26 protein-coding genes are annotated in these 19,013 nt (G+C 47.4%); all 26 read left to right on the forward strand.

Annotated features, from left to right (window positions below; translation table 11 throughout):
- Positions 1-25: 25 nt before the first annotated feature.
- The 26 genes from HPY27_RS24520 to HPY27_RS24645 all read left to right on the forward strand — a co-directional run bounded on the left by HPY27_RS24520 (position 26) and on the right by HPY27_RS24645 (position 19,009).
- On the forward strand, positions 26-1,564 hold the full coding sequence (locus tag HPY27_RS24520; RefSeq protein WP_174226205.1) for a YcdB/YcdC domain-containing protein: 1,539 nt from the start codon (positions 26-28) through the stop codon (positions 1,562-1,564).
- Between the two features lie 185 nt (positions 1,565-1,749).
- A complete protein-coding gene (locus HPY27_RS24525) occupies positions 1,750-2,079 on the forward strand; it encodes a DUF2085 domain-containing protein (RefSeq protein WP_173623842.1) in 330 nt (109 codons plus the stop codon).
- 72 nt (positions 2,080-2,151) lie between these two features.
- On the forward strand, positions 2,152-2,967 hold the full coding sequence (locus HPY27_RS24530; RefSeq protein WP_174226206.1) for an alpha/beta fold hydrolase: 816 nt from the start codon (positions 2,152-2,154) through the stop codon (positions 2,965-2,967).
- A 135-nt stretch (positions 2,968-3,102) separates the two neighbouring features.
- Positions 3,103-3,846 (forward strand): type I methionyl aminopeptidase, encoded by a 744-nt coding sequence (gene map, locus HPY27_RS24535; protein WP_174226207.1) that lies wholly within the window; start codon positions 3,103-3,105, stop codon positions 3,844-3,846.
- A gap of 123 nt (positions 3,847-3,969) precedes the next feature.
- Complete coding sequence (locus tag HPY27_RS24540; RefSeq protein ID WP_017251810.1) at positions 3,970-4,527, forward strand: DNA-3-methyladenine glycosylase I; 558 nt, start codon at positions 3,970-3,972, stop codon at positions 4,525-4,527.
- A gap of 27 nt (positions 4,528-4,554) precedes the next feature.
- Positions 4,555-5,031: a DinB family protein gene (locus tag HPY27_RS24545; RefSeq protein ID WP_106835026.1), complete on the forward strand. Its 477-nt coding sequence runs from the start codon at positions 4,555-4,557 to the stop codon at positions 5,029-5,031.
- A 393-nt stretch (positions 5,032-5,424) separates the two neighbouring features.
- A complete protein-coding gene (locus tag HPY27_RS24550; protein WP_017251812.1) occupies positions 5,425-5,763 on the forward strand; it encodes a sigma factor-like helix-turn-helix DNA-binding protein in 339 nt (112 codons plus the stop codon).
- Positions 5,709-5,936 (forward strand): hypothetical protein, encoded by a 228-nt coding sequence (locus HPY27_RS24555; RefSeq protein ID WP_017251813.1) that lies wholly within the window; start codon positions 5,709-5,711, stop codon positions 5,934-5,936. The genes HPY27_RS24550 and HPY27_RS24555 overlap by 55 nt, the downstream gene beginning before the upstream one ends.
- Positions 5,933-6,130, forward strand: coding sequence for a hypothetical protein (locus tag HPY27_RS24560; RefSeq protein WP_017251814.1), 198 nt, complete (start codon positions 5,933-5,935; stop codon positions 6,128-6,130). The genes HPY27_RS24555 and HPY27_RS24560 overlap by 4 nt, the downstream gene beginning before the upstream one ends.
- Before the next feature lie 248 nt (positions 6,131-6,378).
- A complete protein-coding gene (locus HPY27_RS24565) occupies positions 6,379-7,032 on the forward strand; it encodes a hypothetical protein (RefSeq protein WP_069851837.1) in 654 nt (217 codons plus the stop codon).
- Between the two features lie 189 nt (positions 7,033-7,221).
- Positions 7,222-7,386 (forward strand): hypothetical protein, encoded by a 165-nt coding sequence (locus tag HPY27_RS24570; protein WP_020477556.1) that lies wholly within the window; start codon positions 7,222-7,224, stop codon positions 7,384-7,386.
- 62 nt (positions 7,387-7,448) lie between these two features.
- On the forward strand, positions 7,449-7,898 hold the full coding sequence (locus tag HPY27_RS24575; RefSeq protein WP_174226208.1) for a hypothetical protein: 450 nt from the start codon (positions 7,449-7,451) through the stop codon (positions 7,896-7,898).
- The gene (locus tag HPY27_RS24580) at positions 7,898-8,089 is read left to right on the forward strand and encodes a hypothetical protein (RefSeq protein ID WP_016741308.1); all 192 of its coding nucleotides are present in this window, start codon (positions 7,898-7,900) and stop codon (positions 8,087-8,089) included. The genes HPY27_RS24575 and HPY27_RS24580 overlap by 1 nt, the downstream gene beginning before the upstream one ends.
- Before the next feature lie 2 nt (positions 8,090-8,091).
- Entirely contained in the window at positions 8,092-9,429 is a 1,338-nt protein-coding gene (locus HPY27_RS24585; protein ID WP_174226209.1) for a phage tail sheath subtilisin-like domain-containing protein, read from the forward strand.
- The gene (locus HPY27_RS24590; RefSeq protein ID WP_007723453.1) at positions 9,430-9,882 is read left to right on the forward strand and encodes a hypothetical protein; all 453 of its coding nucleotides are present in this window, start codon (positions 9,430-9,432) and stop codon (positions 9,880-9,882) included.
- 14 nt (positions 9,883-9,896) lie between these two features.
- Positions 9,897-10,283 (forward strand): phage tail assembly chaperone, encoded by a 387-nt coding sequence (locus tag HPY27_RS24595; RefSeq protein WP_047069578.1) that lies wholly within the window; start codon positions 9,897-9,899, stop codon positions 10,281-10,283.
- A gap of 227 nt (positions 10,284-10,510) precedes the next feature.
- Positions 10,511-12,715 (forward strand): hypothetical protein, encoded by a 2,205-nt coding sequence (locus tag HPY27_RS24600; RefSeq protein WP_174226210.1) that lies wholly within the window; start codon positions 10,511-10,513, stop codon positions 12,713-12,715.
- Entirely contained in the window at positions 12,712-13,302 is a 591-nt protein-coding gene (locus HPY27_RS24605) for a hypothetical protein (RefSeq protein ID WP_173623835.1), read from the forward strand. Before HPY27_RS24600 ends, HPY27_RS24605 begins: the two co-directional genes overlap by 4 nt.
- Before the next feature lie 15 nt (positions 13,303-13,317).
- Positions 13,318-14,271, forward strand: a complete 954-nt coding sequence (locus HPY27_RS24610) for an XkdQ/YqbQ family protein (RefSeq protein WP_173623834.1) — start codon at positions 13,318-13,320, stop codon at positions 14,269-14,271.
- Between the two features lie 3 nt (positions 14,272-14,274).
- On the forward strand, positions 14,275-14,523 hold the full coding sequence (locus tag HPY27_RS24615) for a hypothetical protein (RefSeq protein ID WP_069851855.1): 249 nt from the start codon (positions 14,275-14,277) through the stop codon (positions 14,521-14,523).
- Positions 14,523-14,957 (forward strand): DUF2634 domain-containing protein, encoded by a 435-nt coding sequence (locus tag HPY27_RS24620; protein ID WP_174226225.1) that lies wholly within the window; start codon positions 14,523-14,525, stop codon positions 14,955-14,957. Before HPY27_RS24615 ends, HPY27_RS24620 begins: the two co-directional genes overlap by 1 nt.
- Entirely contained in the window at positions 14,945-15,760 is an 816-nt protein-coding gene (locus tag HPY27_RS24625) for a baseplate J/gp47 family protein (protein WP_174226211.1), read from the forward strand. Before HPY27_RS24620 ends, HPY27_RS24625 begins: the two co-directional genes overlap by 13 nt.
- A complete protein-coding gene (locus HPY27_RS24630) occupies positions 15,757-16,401 on the forward strand; it encodes a putative phage tail protein (RefSeq protein WP_174226212.1) in 645 nt (214 codons plus the stop codon). The genes HPY27_RS24625 and HPY27_RS24630 overlap by 4 nt, the downstream gene beginning before the upstream one ends.
- A 3-nt stretch (positions 16,402-16,404) precedes the next feature.
- Complete coding sequence (locus HPY27_RS24635) at positions 16,405-16,710, forward strand: hypothetical protein (protein ID WP_017251829.1); 306 nt, start codon at positions 16,405-16,407, stop codon at positions 16,708-16,710.
- On the forward strand, positions 16,711-17,958 hold the full coding sequence (locus HPY27_RS24640; RefSeq protein WP_174226213.1) for a hypothetical protein: 1,248 nt from the start codon (positions 16,711-16,713) through the stop codon (positions 17,956-17,958).
- Positions 17,959-17,974: 16 nt separating this feature from the next.
- Positions 17,975-19,009, forward strand: a complete 1,035-nt coding sequence (locus HPY27_RS24645) for a hypothetical protein (protein ID WP_174226214.1) — start codon at positions 17,975-17,977, stop codon at positions 19,007-19,009.
- The last annotated feature ends 4 nt before the right edge of the window (positions 19,010-19,013 follow it).

Genomic DNA, 19,013 nt, shown 5'->3' on the forward strand with positions numbered 1-19,013 from the left:
GTTTTTTCGTTCGGGAGGAAAAGAGATGGTGACATATCCGACAGAAGCGGTTCGCGAGACGATGGAGAAATGGTTTGCTATTTTTCCTGGTATGCGTGAATTGTCTCAGCAGCGAATCAAAACGCGCGATAACTGGAGAACTTGGGAGATAAAATTAGGTCATGAGCGTACAAAGCTGGAAATCGACAAAAAAACGGGTTATATAACGGAGTTTCGTTTGGAGGATGAAATTCATCAAGATTGGGTTGCTTCTGGAGAGCCAATCGATGCCAAGACAGCAACGCAGCGTATCATAGAAGTTGCAGAAGCACTGTATGGCGACCATCTGAGTGGGATGGTGAGAGATGAAATGGCGAGCTTGTCGGAGTATCGTGAAGAAAAGAATTGGAAACTTTCTTATCGTTATTGTTTTCACGACAATCCGCTTGCCAGCGTGTATCTGTTTATTACGTTAGACGAGTGGGGGAACTTGACTGACATCTACTACCGAGGATTTCATGATTTTGATCCGAAAAACAAGCCCTCCAAGCCAGAAGTGATAACAAAAGAGGAGGCGAAACAAGCGTATCTTACTTTGTATCAGGAAAATTTGATGCTCGCCTGCGACGAACAGGAAGAAGGGATACTCCAGTATCTCCCTGATGAGCCACCGATGGCCTATGCGGTTGTTCATGCCGAGACAGGGCAAATCACTAAGACCGTGATAGGAGGTAGACACCCTAAGGAAAAACACTCAGAGATTATTCCAGTAGTAACCCAAGGAAAATCTCTAATTTTTTCAAACGTGCAAGAGATTGAGTTGTGGGTGAAGGAATCTTTTCAAATTGATGTAATCGAAGCGGATATCAAAAGAGAAACGCTTGTGACACCAAACGAGGATGGGGTCACTTATAATCCTAGGAGCGGTTATTTCAAACATATTGATGCTGCGAAAAAGCCGGACTGGCCTTCTACGATCCATTACTTCTGGTCGCTGCCAGAAGCAGAAGACGCGGAAACCGTCTACGATCCTGATTTTGTATGTGTGACTCTCAATCGCCAGACCAACGAGCTACTTGCCTTTACGTTTAATCAAAAAATGGAGTATATAACGCCACGGATGTCGGACCGCGATGCTCTGCGAATAGCCACGCGCTATTTGGAAACATACATCGAGCAGGGGATTACCGAGTTGCACTATTATGAATTATGTTATTTACGTGGCACGGGAAATACGTATTACTTCTATGAGCGACGAAATGGGATCGTTTTAACAAATCGGATGTACTCCGTGAAAGTTAATCCTTGGACGGGCCAAGTAACTGGTTTTTACAAGCATGATGTACGTAAAAATAAAATAATTCCCGATCCGGGCTCGTGTGTGTCTACCAGGGAAGCTGCGGAGAGCTTCATGAGCTTGTATGACGTGGAGCTGGAATATGTGCAAGTGGAGGACAGAAATACAAGTAGAAGGGAAAAGTCTCCTGTTCCGTTCCCGGTCTATCAGCTCAAATACGCACGCACAGAGCGATATCAATATTTGGATGCCGTAACCAATCAATTTAAGCCCCGGACCCGGACGTAATGCAAAGTGAAACGGCTGATACTCTTTCACGTAGAAAGAAAAGAAGGAAGAGGATGTATCTGTTTTTTCTTGGATTAACGGTTTGCATGATCGCATGGATAGAGGGAGGCGTATTTCTATACCAAGGTGATTTGCGGTATACCTGATTGTGATTGCAAGCCAGATTGCTCACATTGAGGTGGCTAATGAAGATCAATACGCAGTGGATTCCATGTCATCGGCGCGCAGATCGATCCTTCTATATAGCGGGTAAAAAAATGCCGCTATGTGCCAGATGTGTTTCGATATTGGCTGGATACTTGATCGCGCCAGTTTTTGCAGGGATGCATCTCGTGACCTCTTACTATTTGATTGGATTGCTTTTACTGCCAATGCTCATTGACGGCTTTACCCAACAATGGAAGTGGCGGACAAGCAATAACAAGCTCCGATTTTTAACAGGGTTTAGTTTTGGTGTCGGACAGTCGTTACTCATTTCCAATCTCGTTTGGTTTTTGGTTGAGAGACTCAGGTGATTGAATTTCAATATTATGGTAATCCTTTCACCTGAGACATCCCTCCTATATAATACTGGTGGGGGGATATTAGTGATCCATTATAAGACATACATACGTGGTGAAGATTGCGAATGGGTGACTTTTGTCCATGGGGCAGGGGGCAGCTCATCGATTTGGTATAAACAACTGAAGGCATACAAAGAGAATTTCAATGTTCTTCTAGTAGATATGCGTGGTCACGGAAAATCTAAAGACATCCCAGGCAAGCTGTTCAAAACATACACCTTTGATGATGTCAGCAGAGATATCATTGAGGTTTTGGATCATGTAAAAATCACTTCCACCCATTTTGTGGGGATTTCCTTGGGGACGATCATTGTGCAGATTATTTCGGAGCAGGCCCCAGAGAGAATGCGCTCAATGGTTTTGGCAGGAGCTGTGACGCACATGAACGTGCGGTCGCGGGTGCTAATCACACTGGGGAATATGGTCAAACATTTCATCCCGTACATGTGGCTGTATCGACTGTTTGCATGGGTGATTATGCCGAGCAAGCGTCATAAAGAATCGCGCTCCTTGTTTATCCGCGAAGCCAAAAAGCTTTGTCAAAAAGAATTCAAGAGATGGTTCAAGCTGACAAAAGGCATTAATCGCTTCCTAGGAACCCTCTTTGATAAAGAGCCTCCCATCCCTACCTTGTTCATTATGGGTGACGAAGACCATATGTTTTTGCCGTTCGTCCAGATGCGTGTGAAAAAAAGACAATTTGCACAGTTGAGTCTAGTCGCTGACTGCGGTCATGTCGTCAATGTCGATCAGCCGGAAGAATTTAACCGAATTTCTATTGGGTTTATTCAAAATCAGTCGACAATAGCGCAAGGAATGTATGTATGGAATCCAGCATAGCTTCGTAAGATAAGAGCCGCAGAGGATGCTTCTGGGGTTCTTTGTTTTTTCTTCGGTTGCGATTGGCGAAGAAAAATGTTCCAATGTGAGTATGAATATGGGAAATAATTATATTTGTAGACAGGAGGGAGACACATGTCGATTCAAAATGAACATGATTTGCTGTGCTTGAAACGGATCGGTAGTATTGTGGCAGAGGCAAGAGAGACGATGATTAGGGCCGTGCGAGCAGGTGTGACTACAAAAGAACTCGACCAGATTGGCGGAGAGATCTTGGCAAAGTACGGAGCACGGTCTGCACCGAATATCACCTATGATTTTCCAGGGCATACATGCATCAGCGTCAATCACATTGTTGCGCATGGCATCCCTGATGATACCGTCCTGCAAAATGGCGATATCATCAATATTGATGTCTCGGCAGAGCTGGATGGATACTTTGCCGATACAGGTGCTTCTATCGTGGTAGGAGAAGGCGAGCCTGAAAAGCAATCCTTATGCCAATGCGCCGAGGAGTCGCTGTATAAAGCATTGGATGCGGTAAAGGCGGGATCGAAGCTAAGCCAGATTGGTCGCGTTGTTCACCAGGAGGCCAGGAAAAAAGGTTTTACAGTCGTCAAAAACCTTACGGGTCATGGCATCGGCAAAAGCTTGCATGAAGAGCCTGCTTACATTTTGAATTACTATGACAAAAAGGATAGACGCTTGCTCACAGAAGGTCTCGTGTTGGCGGTTGAAACATTTATTTCAACGGGGACGGAATATGTGGAGGATGGCAGGGACGGTTGGGCGATCATTACGCCTGATAAGAGTTATGTAGCTCAATACGAGCACACCATCGTTATAACGAAGGGGAAGCCACTTATTTTAACAGCTTGATTGCAGGGAGACCTCAGATTGATGAGGTCTTTTTTTGTGAAGAAAAACTTGCAGAATAGCCAATGATTGTATATTCTTTGTATAGGAATATACGTTCGTATTATGTGAAGGAGGTTGCTTTCCATGAATCGGTGCGGCTGGGTGAATCAAGACCCTATCTATATGGATTATCACGATCACGAGTGGGGAGTTCCTGTCTATGAAGATCGTTTGCTCTTTGAATATTTGAATTTGGAAGGCGCTCAAGCCGGACTGAGCTGGTACACGATCTTGAAGAAGCGGGAAAATTATCGAAGAGCGTTTGATAATTTTGAAGCGGAGAAAATCGTTCAATATGATGAAGCCAAGATCGAGCAATTGCTGACAGACGAAGGCATCGTTCGAAACAGGCTGAAGATTCGCGGCGTCGTGAAGAACGCCCACGCGTATTTGCGGGTTGTGGAGGAGTTTGGGTCCTTTAGCAGCTATATTTGGTCGTTTGTAGGCGGGAAGCCGATTCATAATCATTTTCAGGAAATGAAGGATGTACCTGCTTCTACCGAAATCAGCGACAAGATGAGCAAGGACTTGAAGAAGCGGGGTTTTACGTTTGTCGGTTCAACCATTTGCTACGCCTTTATGCAAGCAGTCGGCATGGTCAATGATCACGCAGCGACATGTGATCTCTATCAAAAAAACTAGGACGAGCTTACAGAGAGGGAGAATGGCATGAACGAAAATGATCTCTTACTCTTAAACTTTGAGGAAGTAAGACGTAGAAGCATCAAAGTTTGGAAGGCAATTCCTAAAGAAATGCTGAACTGGAAGCCTGACGATAAAGCGTTCACGTGCGGGGAAATGATTCGCCATGTCATCGAGGGTGAGTTTTTGTATCACCAGATTTTGATCCAACGGGGAAGCGCCGCTTTGTCTACTATCCCCAATCCGTATGAAACCAAAGAGTTTTCGACCGTAGAAGAAGATTTGGCCTTTGCGAAGCCGTATCGAGAAGAATTTCTCCGCTTCGTCAGAGGGTTGTCCAAGAGCGATCTAGAGAGTGTCCGCATCGATCGATCCGATGTAGGCTATGTCCGCACGCTTGGAGACATGCTGCTGCGAATCGCCTATCATGAGTCGGTACATACCGGTCAACTGTTAGATTATATGCGAACGATGGGTGTTGAACGTCCGAATATATGGGATTAAATGAGTGCGAAAGATAGAAAAGCAGGCAAGCTCTTCTGTTGTGAATGCGAGAGGGGCTTGCTTTTTTATTTATAAAAAAAGGTCCTTCTTCATTTAAGGTGTTTCTTGCGTGATGGGCAGATAAAACTCAAAAAGTATGAGAAATATGTACTTTTGAAGAGTAGGGACATCAGTTGTGTAAGGATAATTTCATACTTCTACACAGGCACGATCTCCACTTGAGATCGTGTTTTTTGATGCCTTCTTTGAAGTTTTTGCAGAGAATCGACCAAAAAATTATCTCCAAAAATCTGGTGGAAAGAACTTGAACTTATTACCGTAGTATGAGATACTTGTACTACAAAGAGAACGAACGTTCCTATTTCCGGATGAAAAAGACAGAAGGTGAAGCATGTGACAGATGAGCAGTTGAAAGAGCATTGCAGAAAAGTGCTCAAGAGGATTGCTTGGCGATTGCAGTACGCTGCCAAGAAGCGTTTGTACAGGGAGACGGTGATCAAAGAGGGGATGCGGGGAACGGAAGCGATCGAGGACAACCTGTCGCACCTGTATGTTCAGGAGGTGTTGATGCAACTCCCAGAAAAAGCCCGAATCATTATCAAACATGTCGTCCTTCAAGGAATGACAGAAGAACAGGTAGCCAAAAAACTGAATATGACCAGACAAGGAGTGAGTAAATGCAAAAACAAATATTTGCGCCAATTGGCCGAGAAGCTGACTCGTTCAGCCTGACCCTCCAAAAAGCACAGTCAGGGGATAATCGGGCTGTACTGACGATTCTCGACTTTCTGCTTCCCGACATGGAGTACCTTGCTTCCTTTATCAAACTACCTCGCGAAGAGAGCATGCAAGAAATGAAAACCGCGATGCTCGAAGCGATCCGCAGTGGAGAAGTGATGCTATGATGACGATTGATTACGTTCAGGTTCTCGCGGTTGTCGTGTGCTTCCTTGCTTTAATCGTCACGTTTAAGCAGGTAGATTTGCAGATTCGGATTAATAATCTGTTCAACCTGCAATTAAAGGCAAACAAAGAGAAAAAGAAAGAGCAACTGGAACAAAAAAAAGAGACTCCGACTGACGATCGGAATCCCCATTAAAGGCTTGGGGCAAAGAATACAACTGGTGAGTATCCTCTTTGCCCTCTTTCATTATACAAGAAAATGTCTATGCAAAGGAGATACGTACGAAATGATAGAAGCAGCATTAATCGGAGCAGCTGTCTTATTGATCGGAGTCATTATCGGACAGATCGGTTTGTCTCAAAGATTAAGAAAAGGCGCAAGAGTCAACGAAAACCGTTAAGCAATCATTTGGACTTCATATATGACCGAGGGGGAATAGTGCCTTGATCAGCAAAGATGTTTTCATGGAAGCAGTATGCGAGGTGTGTCCGGCGACGTGCTGGGGAAAGAAATCACATTGCCAGGTTCATGATAAGCACGTAGGAAAAATCGATTCTTGCCCGGAGTGGGACAAGTACATGCGGGATCAAGAGGCAAAGGGGCAGAAAAAGACAGTATCCGCTAGAAAAGAAGGCTTCGTCCGGCTGAGTGAGCAAGCACCCATCGTAGATTTTCTACAAAAGGCCGAAGAAGAAATTCGCGACTACAATTATATGCAAATCGAGATCGTGCGCATCCAGCGGTTTTTGCGTGAAGCAGGGGAAGGAATGGTCGCACAGTACGGACTGGATGCAGGGATGCCGAAAGGAAAAGGCAGCAATGGAGATAAGACGCACGCAGAGGTTGCACGCCGGGAGCGGAAATGGAAGAGGCTACAAAATCTGCAGGATAAAATCGAGCGGATCAACCAAGCGGTCGAGACGATTCCGGGGGAGCAGGAACGCTTGATAGTCGAAGCTTTGTTGGATGGCGATAAGAACAATCTGATTGCTAAAGAAATCGGCGTGTCCCGACAGCGGTATTATGAAATCAAGCGCAGTGCCGTGATGAAGATGGCATGGGCGATGTATGGCGATCAGGCTCTGCAGACTGGATAATGAAAAACAGAAACTGGCTTACTAAACGAGAAGCTGTCTGATAAAGACAGCTTCTTTTCATTTTCACAAGCATGTTGAATCTGACAAAGGTTGACACTTCCTGACACATCGGGTCATTTTCCCAGTTTTTCCTCCAGTTCGGTTATACTTGAGTCAAGCGAAACAAGTAAGAGAGATAAGAGCCATCCGATGAAGCTGTCGGGTGGCTTTTTATGTACGCCGACGACTCAAATGTTCGGCGAGCGGGGAAAACGGCGATTGGCGCCACACGATGGCGAGTTCAAAGCTATAGGCTACTCGCTCCCTGCTCGGCGGGCATTTGCCGTGAATGCCTTGCCAAATGAAGTGAAATAGTGGGGGGAAGAGTCATGTGACGAAGACAGAAGAGATACCGCAAGTATGGGAGGTGAAGCTGGATGGATCGTGAGCTAGCCGTTCTCATTGAACTGGTGAATGAAGCGTATCCAAAGCTCGCTACAGTTGTAAACGTGGACGATTGGATGGCGCAGAGATTCCAACCGCCAATCGCGTTTCTGTTGACGCAAGGGATCCGTGAAGAAGGAAGAAGCCTCACTTCCTATCAGGTGGTCTCAGAAGCAGCCATCGTACTCCACTATCCAAAGGTAGCAGGTGTTTACCAGCCGCTTTCAGCAGAACCGCTGCGTGAGCTCCTTCGCCAAAATCAATTTAGCTATCAAGGCAAGACGTCTGGAGTGTCCATCGAGATCGACAGCTCCACCTTGCGTATTTGGCGGGATAAAAAGGACCGGACGGAAATCGCGTTTCAGTTCACCTACAACGTGGCGGTGCAGAGAGCAGTCACAGACAAAATCAACGAATTTGATGTAGAGGGGGCCCGATCATAGTGGCACGAAAAGAACAACAAGCACAGGCCCCAGAGCTTGTGCAAACCAAACAAGAGTGGATCAAGAGCGCCGCTTACCTTGGAGCCGAACGGTTCGAGGTAGCAGGTGCTCTTTTTTCTGAAGCAGATGATCAACTACTGGCAGAAGGACAAGTGAAGAGCCGACTGACCAAATACAAAGGCGGGGTGTAAGCATGACCATTCAACGTGAACGTCCGGGTGTAACGGTCGAATTAATCGCAAAAGCAAAAGAACGTGTAGTACCGAAGAGCGGAGTCGTACTGGTGCCGTATCAAGCAGAGTGGGGCGCGCCAGATGAGCTGGTGAAGCTGGGTAGCTTTGAGGAGCGACTTGCTCAGACATTTGGCAAGGTCGATACCGTGGAGCTGGCAGCAGAAGGCGGCGCGACGATTCTCGCGTACCGCATGACGAATGGCACGGCCACAAAAGCAGCGTATGAGCAAGCCGATGCGATCAGAGTCGAGGCTCTGTATCCAGGCTTGGTGGGTAACGAGCTGAAGGTTGCCATCACTTCCTCAACGTCCGAGCCAGGCAAAAAAGAACTCCAAGTAACAGGCCCTCTGCAAACCGAGAAGTTTTCGTTTGCGGATGCGAATGAGCTGGTAGCGAAAACAAGCCAATCCAACTACGTGCGTGTAAAAAAGCTGGGCGAGACTGCCGTTACAATCGTGCCAGAAACAGCGCTGACAGGAGCGAAAAGTGGCACAGTAGCGCTGGCACCAGCTGACTCGACTAAGCTGTTCATGGCGGTTTCCGGTGCTGATTTTGACACGATGTATCTGCCTTTTGACGATGCGGCTGTACAAGCGGCAGCGAAGCAATTCATGAACGATCGTCGCACGCAAAACAAGAAGCTCAGCACGCTGGTGATCGGCGGCAAGGCAGCGGATGACGAGAACATGGCGAAGCACATCGAGCGTTCTGTGGCACAAAATGCCCGTTTTGTCGTGAATAGTGCCATTGCTGGTCAACACAACAACGGAAAAGTATACGGCAGCCTGGAGTGGGCCGCATGGGTAGCGGGTATGATTGCAGCAACTCCTGCGCATGAATCGCTGACAGCCGTCGTCGTTCCGTTGAAAAAAGCGCACAAGGATTGGGGCCACACCGATATTTTGAGTGCGCTCGGCTCTGGTACGCTGATCGCAACTCGCGACGGAGATGTGTACATCATCGAGAGCGCCGTCAATACGCTGGCTGTTCTGGGTACGCATGAGCGCGAGGACTACGGCAAAATCCGCGTCAGCATGACGCTGGATCAGATCGTCAACGACATTAGCCAAGTCGGCAAGAAATACAAAGGCAAGCTCGGCAACAACGATTTGGGCGGCGCAGTGTTTGTCTCTGCCGTCAACGCGTACATGACCGTCCGCGAACAGCAGGGCGCGATTGATACAGGCTGGACGTTTACGGATCAAAAGAACGGCATCGGGGATCGCCGTGGCTTCCTCTTGTCTGCGAAACCGCTTGATGCCATCGAATACTTTGACATTGACTGGGAGGTGCTGTAATTGGCTATTGCACGCGATATTAAACTGAAGAACTGCCAAATTTACGATGAAAACGGAGACCCGATCTTCGGTACCTTGGAAGGAAAAATGGTCCTCAAGGTAGAGTACGGCGATACGAATCGTCTGCAAAAAGGAAAAATCCAGACCGTCAACGACTGGCATGTAGAAGTGACGTTGAAAATTACCGCAACCAACGCTGCGTTGAAATACTACTGCGTCGATCAATTAACGCAAGGCAAAACCCCAGTCCTCCCATTCCTGATCGGCGAGACGCTGGACAAGGAAGCAGGCAACTCCGAACGCGTCCGCATTTCCAATATCGTGCTGAACCCAGACGAAATTACGCTGTGGGAAGCAAAAGCAGACGGCAACGATCATGCGACCTACGACCTGAAAGGGATGTCCATCGAGAAGCCGGACTACCTGGATGAATTGCCAACCTACACGGAATAGGAGAGTGCTTGCATATGAACAAAAACAAACTCGAGAAATTTTTGGCCAAGGCTAATGAACAAGCTCCGCGAAAAGAAATCACCGTCACCATCGATGGTGACGAGTGGAAGGTACGCCAACTGAATTTGTCCGAGCTGCGTGATTGCGAACGCATGGCTGACAAAGGCGAGAAAACGGATTGGTTCCTGTACAACGATGCACGTCTGGTGAAAGCCACCGAGCACGATTTTCCTTGGAATCAGGAAGAGCTGAAGAAAGCGTACAAGGTCGGCACCAAGTACGAGCTCGTCGAGAAAATTTTCCGTGACAATCCAGAGGGATACACCAAGCTGCTCAATGCGGTCCGTGAAGTCAATGCAACCCAGACGGAAGAAGAAGCTATTGAAGAAGCAAAAAACTAATCCGATCTGACGGCGAGGCCTGGCATATTTGCCGTGCCTTTTTAAAAGGCAGAGGCCGCCCGTCGGATCTACTCGAGTACGAAGTCGATTTGTACAAGCAGAAGCTGTTTATTTTTGCTTGTCAGATGATTGAGGCGGAGGACGAGGAAAGAGCTGGGGGGTAGGTCTCCCGGCTTTTTTCGGGTTCTGCTGGGTGTAGACATCTGGGAGGACAAGGAGGTGAAAGAATGGCAGGAACAATGATGGAAACGTTTGATTTAGTAGGTAAATATGACGGTTTCGCAAAAGGACTCCTGGGCTCACTAACTCCCATGATCGAAAAGTCTCTTGGAACAACGCTGAGTTCGGTTGCCCAAGAAGCTCAGGCGACTGAAAGAGAAAAGACGCTTTTTGAAATTGGTGGCAAAAGTAATGAGCAACTCCTGAAGGTAGAAGAGACTTCCATAACCATACGTGAACTCAATCCTGATATAAAGAAAGATCAAGCATACGTCCTCATCGCCAAAGCCGAACTTGTGCATGCAACCAATGGTTTAAAGTATGCAGAAAAAGCAGGCATGCTGAAAAACACGACGAGGTTTACGGAAGATGAAATCATGAAAATGATGAGCTCCATTGAGTTTTCTACTGGAGTTGATAGTACCGTTAGGCAGTCAAACGCCGTTCAGCATTTAAGCAACTTGGGAGGGGGAGCCGCGACCGGAAAATTTGTGGAATCCATGGCTCACTTCAACCTTCAGAATGGCAAATTGCTGAATACGCCTGAAAAAATGGCCGCTACTTTTGTCTCAATGGGAAAGCTTTTGAATGATTTTAAAACGTATGGCGCTTTACAAGAGAATGCAATGAAGATGGCAGACAGTGGTGATCTTGCCACAATCCTTGAGAAGCATTACAAGGCTCAAAATAAGAAGGATGCAAAGGCTAAGGCCGCCCAAGATATAGCAACGCTGAATCGAAGTCTCGCAACGGGGGAGAAAGAAACAATAAATATCGCCCTCGGAAAACTCCTGATGACTTTTTCTAGCATCCAGGATAAGACTTTACAACAACGTGCATTCGATACTTTGACAGGCGATGCCGGAGATGACATGGCGAAGGTTCTGCGAGAAGTAAGAGATATGACTACAGGGGATTTTGTGCCGGAACAGGGGAAAGAGAGCGAATATAAAGTCGGAAATGCAGCGGTGAATGCACATCAACTGTCTGCACAGAACGATGTTTATTTCAAACCCGGGCAGGCACAAGCGATGGCGAGAAACGAGGCCATGGAGATCGCGACTCTGTACGCAGAACAAATGTCTGGGATAAATACAGGGATTTCGAAAGCAGCTGAAGGAGTAATGGGCTCGTTTAACTCTTTGGACGAGTCGATAAAAAGTACTGCGATTTTTACCGGAGGATTACTAATCCTTGGCAGTGCTCTGTACCATATAATATCTCAACTGAGAAAAATCAAAGATCTTCGGACAACCAAAGAAAAGTTTCCTCAAGAAGCGACTGGTGGAAAAGACTGCTGCTGTTGTTGCGATGGCACACAAAGCCCTTCTTCTAAAAAGAAATCAAAGAAAAAAAGTTCTCCGGATCGCCGCCCTCCAACAGGAGAAAAATCTGCTTCGAATAGTGGTGGTCCCCAAGGACAAGCCGGGAAAACAAAAAACAATGCTCCAACAACTTCTACGGCAGGAAAAAAACAACCGGACGCTGGTGGCGGTAATTCGCAAAAAGAAGCAGAGAAAACTGACGGCAAAAACAAAAATCAAAATAGTGCGCCAACTCCCTCTTCTGCAGGAAATCAACCCGGATCAGATAGTGGCGGCAATCATGCTGAGGCTGGTAAAGCTGCCAGCAAAGGTGGCTGGAAACAATTGCTGAAAGGAGGACTCAGAAGGGTTCCTCTTCTGGGAACTTTATTAGGCGTCACAGCTATTGCAGGCTCAGAGAACAAGCTGGATACTGCAGCACAAGTAGGGGCAGAAGCACTTGGTGGCTGGGGAGGGGCAGCAGCGGGAGCGGCTACTGGAGCAGTTATTGGTTCGGTGTTACCTGGGATTGGTACAGCAATCGGGGGGATAGTTGGTGGTCTTATTGGTGGCATGGGTGGATCAGCGGCGGGTGGAGCCCTATACGATGGGATCAAGTCGTGGTGGCAGAACAAGACTCCTGCGCCATCTGCAGCTATGAAACCAGCAATTCAAGCAGGTCCTCCTGCTCCGAATCACTCGCCTGTTGGTAACTCAACTGGGAATCCGCAGCCTGTCTCCATTGCTATTCCGCAAGTTTCGATTCCACTGCACGTACAAGGCGTACTGCAAGATATCCCGACCATGTTAAAAATGCTCAGCGATCCATCTGTCGCGCAGAGGATCAAGGACATCATCGAGCGCTCCCTGCTGGATGCAATAGAGACGAGGGGAGGGGTAACGACATGATCCGTCTACAAGGCAAATACAGGCTGACGTTTCCGGTAACTCCTGCGGAAATCCAGTTTCGCGGCTATGGCAACGACATCGAAAGCTCGACATCGATTACGTTATTGTCCGGCAATCGCATCTCTTCCAGACGTCCAAAGTCCATCTCTTTTGACTTCATCTTACCTGGAGACAGTACGGCTCCCTATGTCGAGGTGCAAGGCTACCAAGGGCCTAGACAGTGGCTTGCTGGATTGGATCGCTTAACGGGCTCTGAAGCACTTTTGACTATAGATGAGCTTGATTTGGCTTGGAATGTGCTCATTGGGCCTTGCGACGGCAAATTTCTTGGAAAAAACGTCGATTTTCACGGCTCGATTGAGCTACCGTTGTTTGTCAAAGATGAATTCATTACGTGGAGCAATCAGACGCAGCTTCTATCCCCGGGTGCGGTCATCACGCGACAGCAGCCAGCTCGTCCGAATACGAGCGGGAAGGTAGCAAAGAAGACGCAGAAGCAGCAAGCGGCCCCACGGATAGACAGTAAAAGGTTGGAAGACAGGAAAAGAGAGATTCACGAAAAGCTAGAAAGAGAAAATAGAATGTAACGGAGGGCAGACGAAATGAAAGTCATTTACGGAAAAGAACAGACCCGCTATGACCTGACCCCAGCCGTTACCGAGCTTTCCTGGTCCTCGGCCAGAGGACAAATCGCCCAAAATTGTGATGTGAGAATCAAGGAAGGCCCGCCGTTGCAATCGGCGGGTTTTTTGATGCTCTTTACGGGTGCAGAGCTCAAGGAATCCCAGCAGCTTTTCCATGGTCCACTCGTTCGTTTTGACCGAGACGATCGAACAGGCGATCTATCGGCCACAGCATACGAACTTGGCTGGTATTTGCAAAAAAACGAAATCTCCAGACTCAAGCTGGATGGAGATGCAGGGACAGAGCTTGCACGAATCATCAAGTCGGCAGGTATCCATTTTAGCTGCCCGGCGTTCGGCTTTACGGTGAAGGAGAGAATCTCGTCCCAATCATACACGTCTCTCTTTACTTCGCTAACCGAGCAAGCGTACGAAAAGACAGGCATCCGCTATTTCGTGCAATACCAGCGAGACAAACTGACGGTACTCCCCGAGGGGAAAAACAGCATCATCCCGATGTTCAAGGCGAGCTTGCTCACAAGCAGCTCGACGGGAGAGAGTATCGAGGATGTATACACCGTTGTGACAGTGGAGCGTTACCGGGATGATCGGGTCGTGAGCAGTGCAACGAAATCAAATGATAGCCTGGTCAAACAAATAGGACGCATGCAAAAAGTCATCGATGCAGGAGAGGACAAAAACGTGGCCGGATTGGCAGCCAAGCAACTCGCGGAGTTGTCCAAAATCCCCAAGACAAGGTCCATTTCGGTTAGGCACGAGGATGAAAATGCAGCAAGGCTGCGTGCGGGCTGGCTCATCAAGATTATGGAAAAAGACAATAAAACTATTACAGATTGGATCGTCACTAGCTGCCAAGCGCGTTGGCAGGGCGGTCAATACACAATGGATCTCCAATTGGAAAGGAGGACGTAAGAGATGCATTCGGTTATCGCAAAACTGCGAGGGCACGCACAGGACGGCATCGAGAATACGCAAGGGGAATTCGGCAAACTTTTGTCGTTCTCGCCCTTGTCTGTAAAGCTCGACGAGGACCCGACACCCTTGGAGCCGTATGAGCTGTCGGCATTGCGTTCTGCCCAATTAAAGCCAGAAGATGTGGGCAAAAAAGTAGCCCTGTTGCGATGCACCAACGAGCAATACCTCCTGCTTGGGGTGGTGGAATGATGTTTCCGCAGTTGCAAGGGAGAGAAGAGATATTGGCGCAAGGAACCGAACTGCCGATTCCGTGGACATATCGGTTCGATTGGGAAACGAAGCAGTTGAGGCAGGGACCAGACGGCAGATATTTGCGCACCAAGACATACGTGGAGTACTTGGAGGAGACGGTGAAAAAGATCCTCCATACACGGCGGTTTCGCTATGCGATCTTTTCGGAGCGGTATGGTGTGGATTTTTTGTCTGGCAAAGGGCGAATGCAGTCTGCGCTGTCCTTGTCTGTGATTAAGGCACAGGTGCAAGAAGCGTTGGAGGCGCACAGTGAGATTGAGCATGCGGAGGTACTCGATATCCGCTTTGAGGGAAATCGGGTTATTTTGCATGTGGAGATTACCGGGATGCGTGGTTCGACGAGAATGGAGGTGGATGCATGGCAACGTTAGAGAAGCCGGAGATGCCGATACTTCGGGAGACGCCGGACCAGATTTATCAACGGATGGCGAACCGGATGGAAAAATTGGCTGAGCAGCGCGGGAATACGCCGCCTGCTACGGAGGAAGGGGAAATCTACTATGATCTGGGCTACCCGATTGCGGAGGAAATCAGCGATCAGCAGCAGCTTTTGGAATATGGATTTCTACAGAGATTCCTTCCTTGGGCGGACGGAGAGTTTTTGGATGCAATCGGCGTATTCTTTGGACTGCAAAGGAATGTGGCAGAAGAGGACGATGTCTACAGACAAAGGCTGATCGACAGGGCTCGAACAGAAGAAGGGGACGGACGCAGGCAAGACTATGAACGCTGGACCCGAAATGTTGAGGGTGTAGGGGGAGCAGTCGCCGTCGAGAAAGCACGACACGATTTGTCTATTGATGTGTACATTACGGACTTGGCTGGTCAGCCAGCTACACCTGCGCTGGCACAACAAGTACGGACGAAGCTGGAAGACAAGCGACGCGCGCTGCACGATCTCCAAATCCATCCTGCAAAAGTGTTTCCGGTAGCCGTTAATGTCAAAGTGATTACGCGTCCAGATATAGATATGGCAAAGATTCAAGAACAGATCATCAAGCAAATCCAAACCTATTTAAAAGGGCGTTCGCAGATCGTATACCAGCAGATCGGTGCGCTCTTTTTCGTGGATGGCGTGACGGATTTTACAGGCTACACCTTAAATGACGGGGAAGTGAACTTGACGGTGCCTGCTGATTCTGTGGCGACGTTAACCGTGGTGGTGACGACATGATTCCAGAGCGCTATCGGCGGATGCTTCCGCCGCAATGGTATGAGAATGAAGTGGCGGAATACCACTTGGAAGGTGCGGGTACAGCGGTAGATGCTTTCCATTCTCAGCGCGAGGACCTCCTGCAACAGTTTAGCCCATGGTCAGCAACCTGGGGACTGGATGTTTGGGATTGGATCTACTTTGGCAGTAAGCAATTGCAGACCATTGAAGAGCGACGTAAAAACATTCAAAGAAAGCATTGGGCTAGGTCGCCATTTACTTTACCTGTACTAGAAGCAATGGGGCAAGCTGCTGGAGAACTAGAGAAAGTAACAGAGGATTTCCCGAATAAGGAGATTGTTTTCGAATTCTCAGCGGAACAACCAATTAATGCTGTTGGATTGTCCAAGGATTTTGAGTGGATACGGCCTTTGCATGTCAATAGTAGCAGGGTGGCAGTTAACAGCAGAGGTGAAGATATCCTTATTTCGGCTCCAACTCGGTTTATTGAGGTTGAATATCCAATCTGTGGAATGTTCTATCCAGAAGACGACATGGAAGGACGCATTTTCCGAGAAACGGTGCAGGTTGCTGAGGCTACCCGTTTTCATGCGGTGAACTATCCGCTAACAAACATGATGTATCCAGAAGGGGAGGTGTAAGGCTTGGCTATCATCCAAAATCGGTTACTAGAATTGTTGCGAGATGATTTAAGTAATCAGATTAAAGGAGCATTGATTAACGTAGACGGTACGCTACGATCCTATCCGATCTACAAAACAATTAAAAATGGCTTCAAAGTAACCAAATATATTTACTTAGACGATGTACAGGCACAAGGGCGCATTCAGTCCGCGGTATTAGTGGATAGTGAGGGCAACGCTCTAGCCATTAAAAACATGCAGGTGGTAAAGGGTGACAGCGGGCTGTTGGTTGCTTTTGAATTTTCTCTGGAAGTGAAGGTGGTATAAGTGGCTTATCAAAAGACGACCTGGGTTGACCATATTGTTGACCCCGTAACGGGGGATGTAGTACAGCAGGGAACAAAGGTAACGGCAACACGGATGAATAAAATGGAGCAAGGGATTGCTGACGCACAAGTACTTACTGAGGCCTTGGCGCAGACAGTAATTGGTAGTCCGGTGATTTCAGGATTGGAGTTTTCAGCAAGTGGATTAACAGCTCAATGGACAGCAGGGGTGGCTTATGTAAATGGTGTGCGTTTTGAAGTAAATGTAGGGAGTATTAAGTTAAGTGCCACGCAAGGTCAGTATATTTACTTGGATTCAGATGGGGTTTTGAAAAACACTCCTTCTCAGGCAATCGCCGATGCTAAATGCAAACTGTGGTACTTTGCCACCGATGCGAATTCTATCATTACTTCGGTTGATAGTAGAAACATCGTGTCGAAGGATATGTTTGTTAAGCAAACGGAAGTTGCTGCGAATGGGGCAAATAAGATTCCTCGGTTGGATGTTCAAGGGAAAGGAGCTTTCAGCGTTACTGGTGAGGCTACAGGTACTCAAGCGAAATTGGATGCTCATACTGCAGCTGCCGACCCGCACACGCAATATGCGCTAGAAAGTGGAGCGAATTTCACAGGCTCAATCAAAAGCACTAGCTTTCTTCCGTTCATCGTCAAGGCAGCAGGACGAAAGAGTTGGGTGATACACAAAACAGAAAACAGTAATGATTTCGTTATCGCTCCGTCTGGTACAGTTGATGGAGAAGATTGGGACTGGACGAGAAGTTTTACTTTTACCGAAACAGCCCTACACGTTGCTGGGAGATCAATCGACGCCATCAAAGAATTCGCGTTATTGAACGGGACTAAAATTTCTGAAACAATCGGACAGAGAACGGCGATAAATGCCGAATCAGATCGTCTGGATGTAGTTTCGGAAAATGGACAAAGATTCATCCTTCGCGCCGAAGAAGGAATAGCGGCGATACAATTCATGAACTTTGATATGTTAGGAATCAACAAGACTGTCCGTAGCCTTAAAGACGCAAACGGGAAGTTTCGTCAGGTGGATCATTACAGAATCGACGGAACAACACTTTTCATGAGAACGACCCTAAACGGAACACCGGACGCAAACGGGAATTACCCATCTATGACGATCAAACGATACAAGAATGACGGAGTAACAGAGGCTATTTCGGTAGTAATGCCACTCGCTTATGACAGTGACGGGGATTACACATCATTTGGATAAGAAAGGGGGTTAAACGATGAACATTTCGAACTTGATGGCTGCACATGGTGTAGGTGTGGGAGGAAGAAAATTTGATTTTAAAAAAGAAATGTTAGTTTCCGCAACAAGGATGCGGCGGACTACTCATGGACAAACGACAGATACCGACCCCGTGGTCGCTGTAGGAAAAACGAAAGTCGCCCAAAGGCGCAGCGAGTCTTTTTCGGTGGTTGATGTTTATGACCACAGAACAAAACAACTTATTTGCAGCATTAACCTTTCAAGTCAATTCGGCGTAGGGTTTTACCCGGATACCACATCAGCCATAATTTCAGGCGCTTTCATTGGTGATTATCTAGTCATGAGTATTTTCAACGGATCAACCAGACACCAACCCGTTTACAATGCCACGACAGGCGCGTATGTCAGGAATCTAAGCGCGGGATACGGTTGGATAGATTGGAGGATTGGGCCGGATGACGCGTTGTATACCGTTGAAAATGCGAATCTCCGAAAAATCGACACAAGCGGAAATATCGTATGGACAACGCTCATTAGCACTTCAAATGGCAATGGCGCTATCATTGCTGGGTTTGAAGATGGATTTGTCTATATAGGGCATTCCGCAAATGGCATCATGTCATATTACAATATGACAACCGGGGCGAAACAGGCCGAGCGAATGGTTACATCCTATTCCACGCAAACGATTGGGACAATGCGAAAATTCGGCTCGGAGTATTTTGTATTGAATAGCGGTAATGAGTACCGAGTTTTTACTGACAATACGCTTCAAACACCCGCACGTACAGTCAAGGGCGTAAGTTTTTTTTACAAAATTAGTGATACGGAAATGTTGGTGTGTGGCTATGCGGGTACGGCGGGTTATGGTGAAATGTTTACCGTGAATCCGGCCAATTTCGCCGTTATAAATCCATGCATATCTGCTTTCAATATTTTGGAGCAGCCCATTTACGAGGAACAAGGTAAGGTTATTTATTTTCCTGCTAAAAAGACACAAGGTGATTTCATGGCAGGTCAAAGCCTTGTGAAAGTACATTTGAAAGGGTGAGTGT

The sequence above is a fragment of the Brevibacillus sp. HB1.1 genome, from assembly GCF_013332445.1.
In the GTDB taxonomy this organism is placed as follows: Bacteria; Bacillota; Bacilli; order Brevibacillales; family Brevibacillaceae; genus Brevibacillus; species Brevibacillus porteri.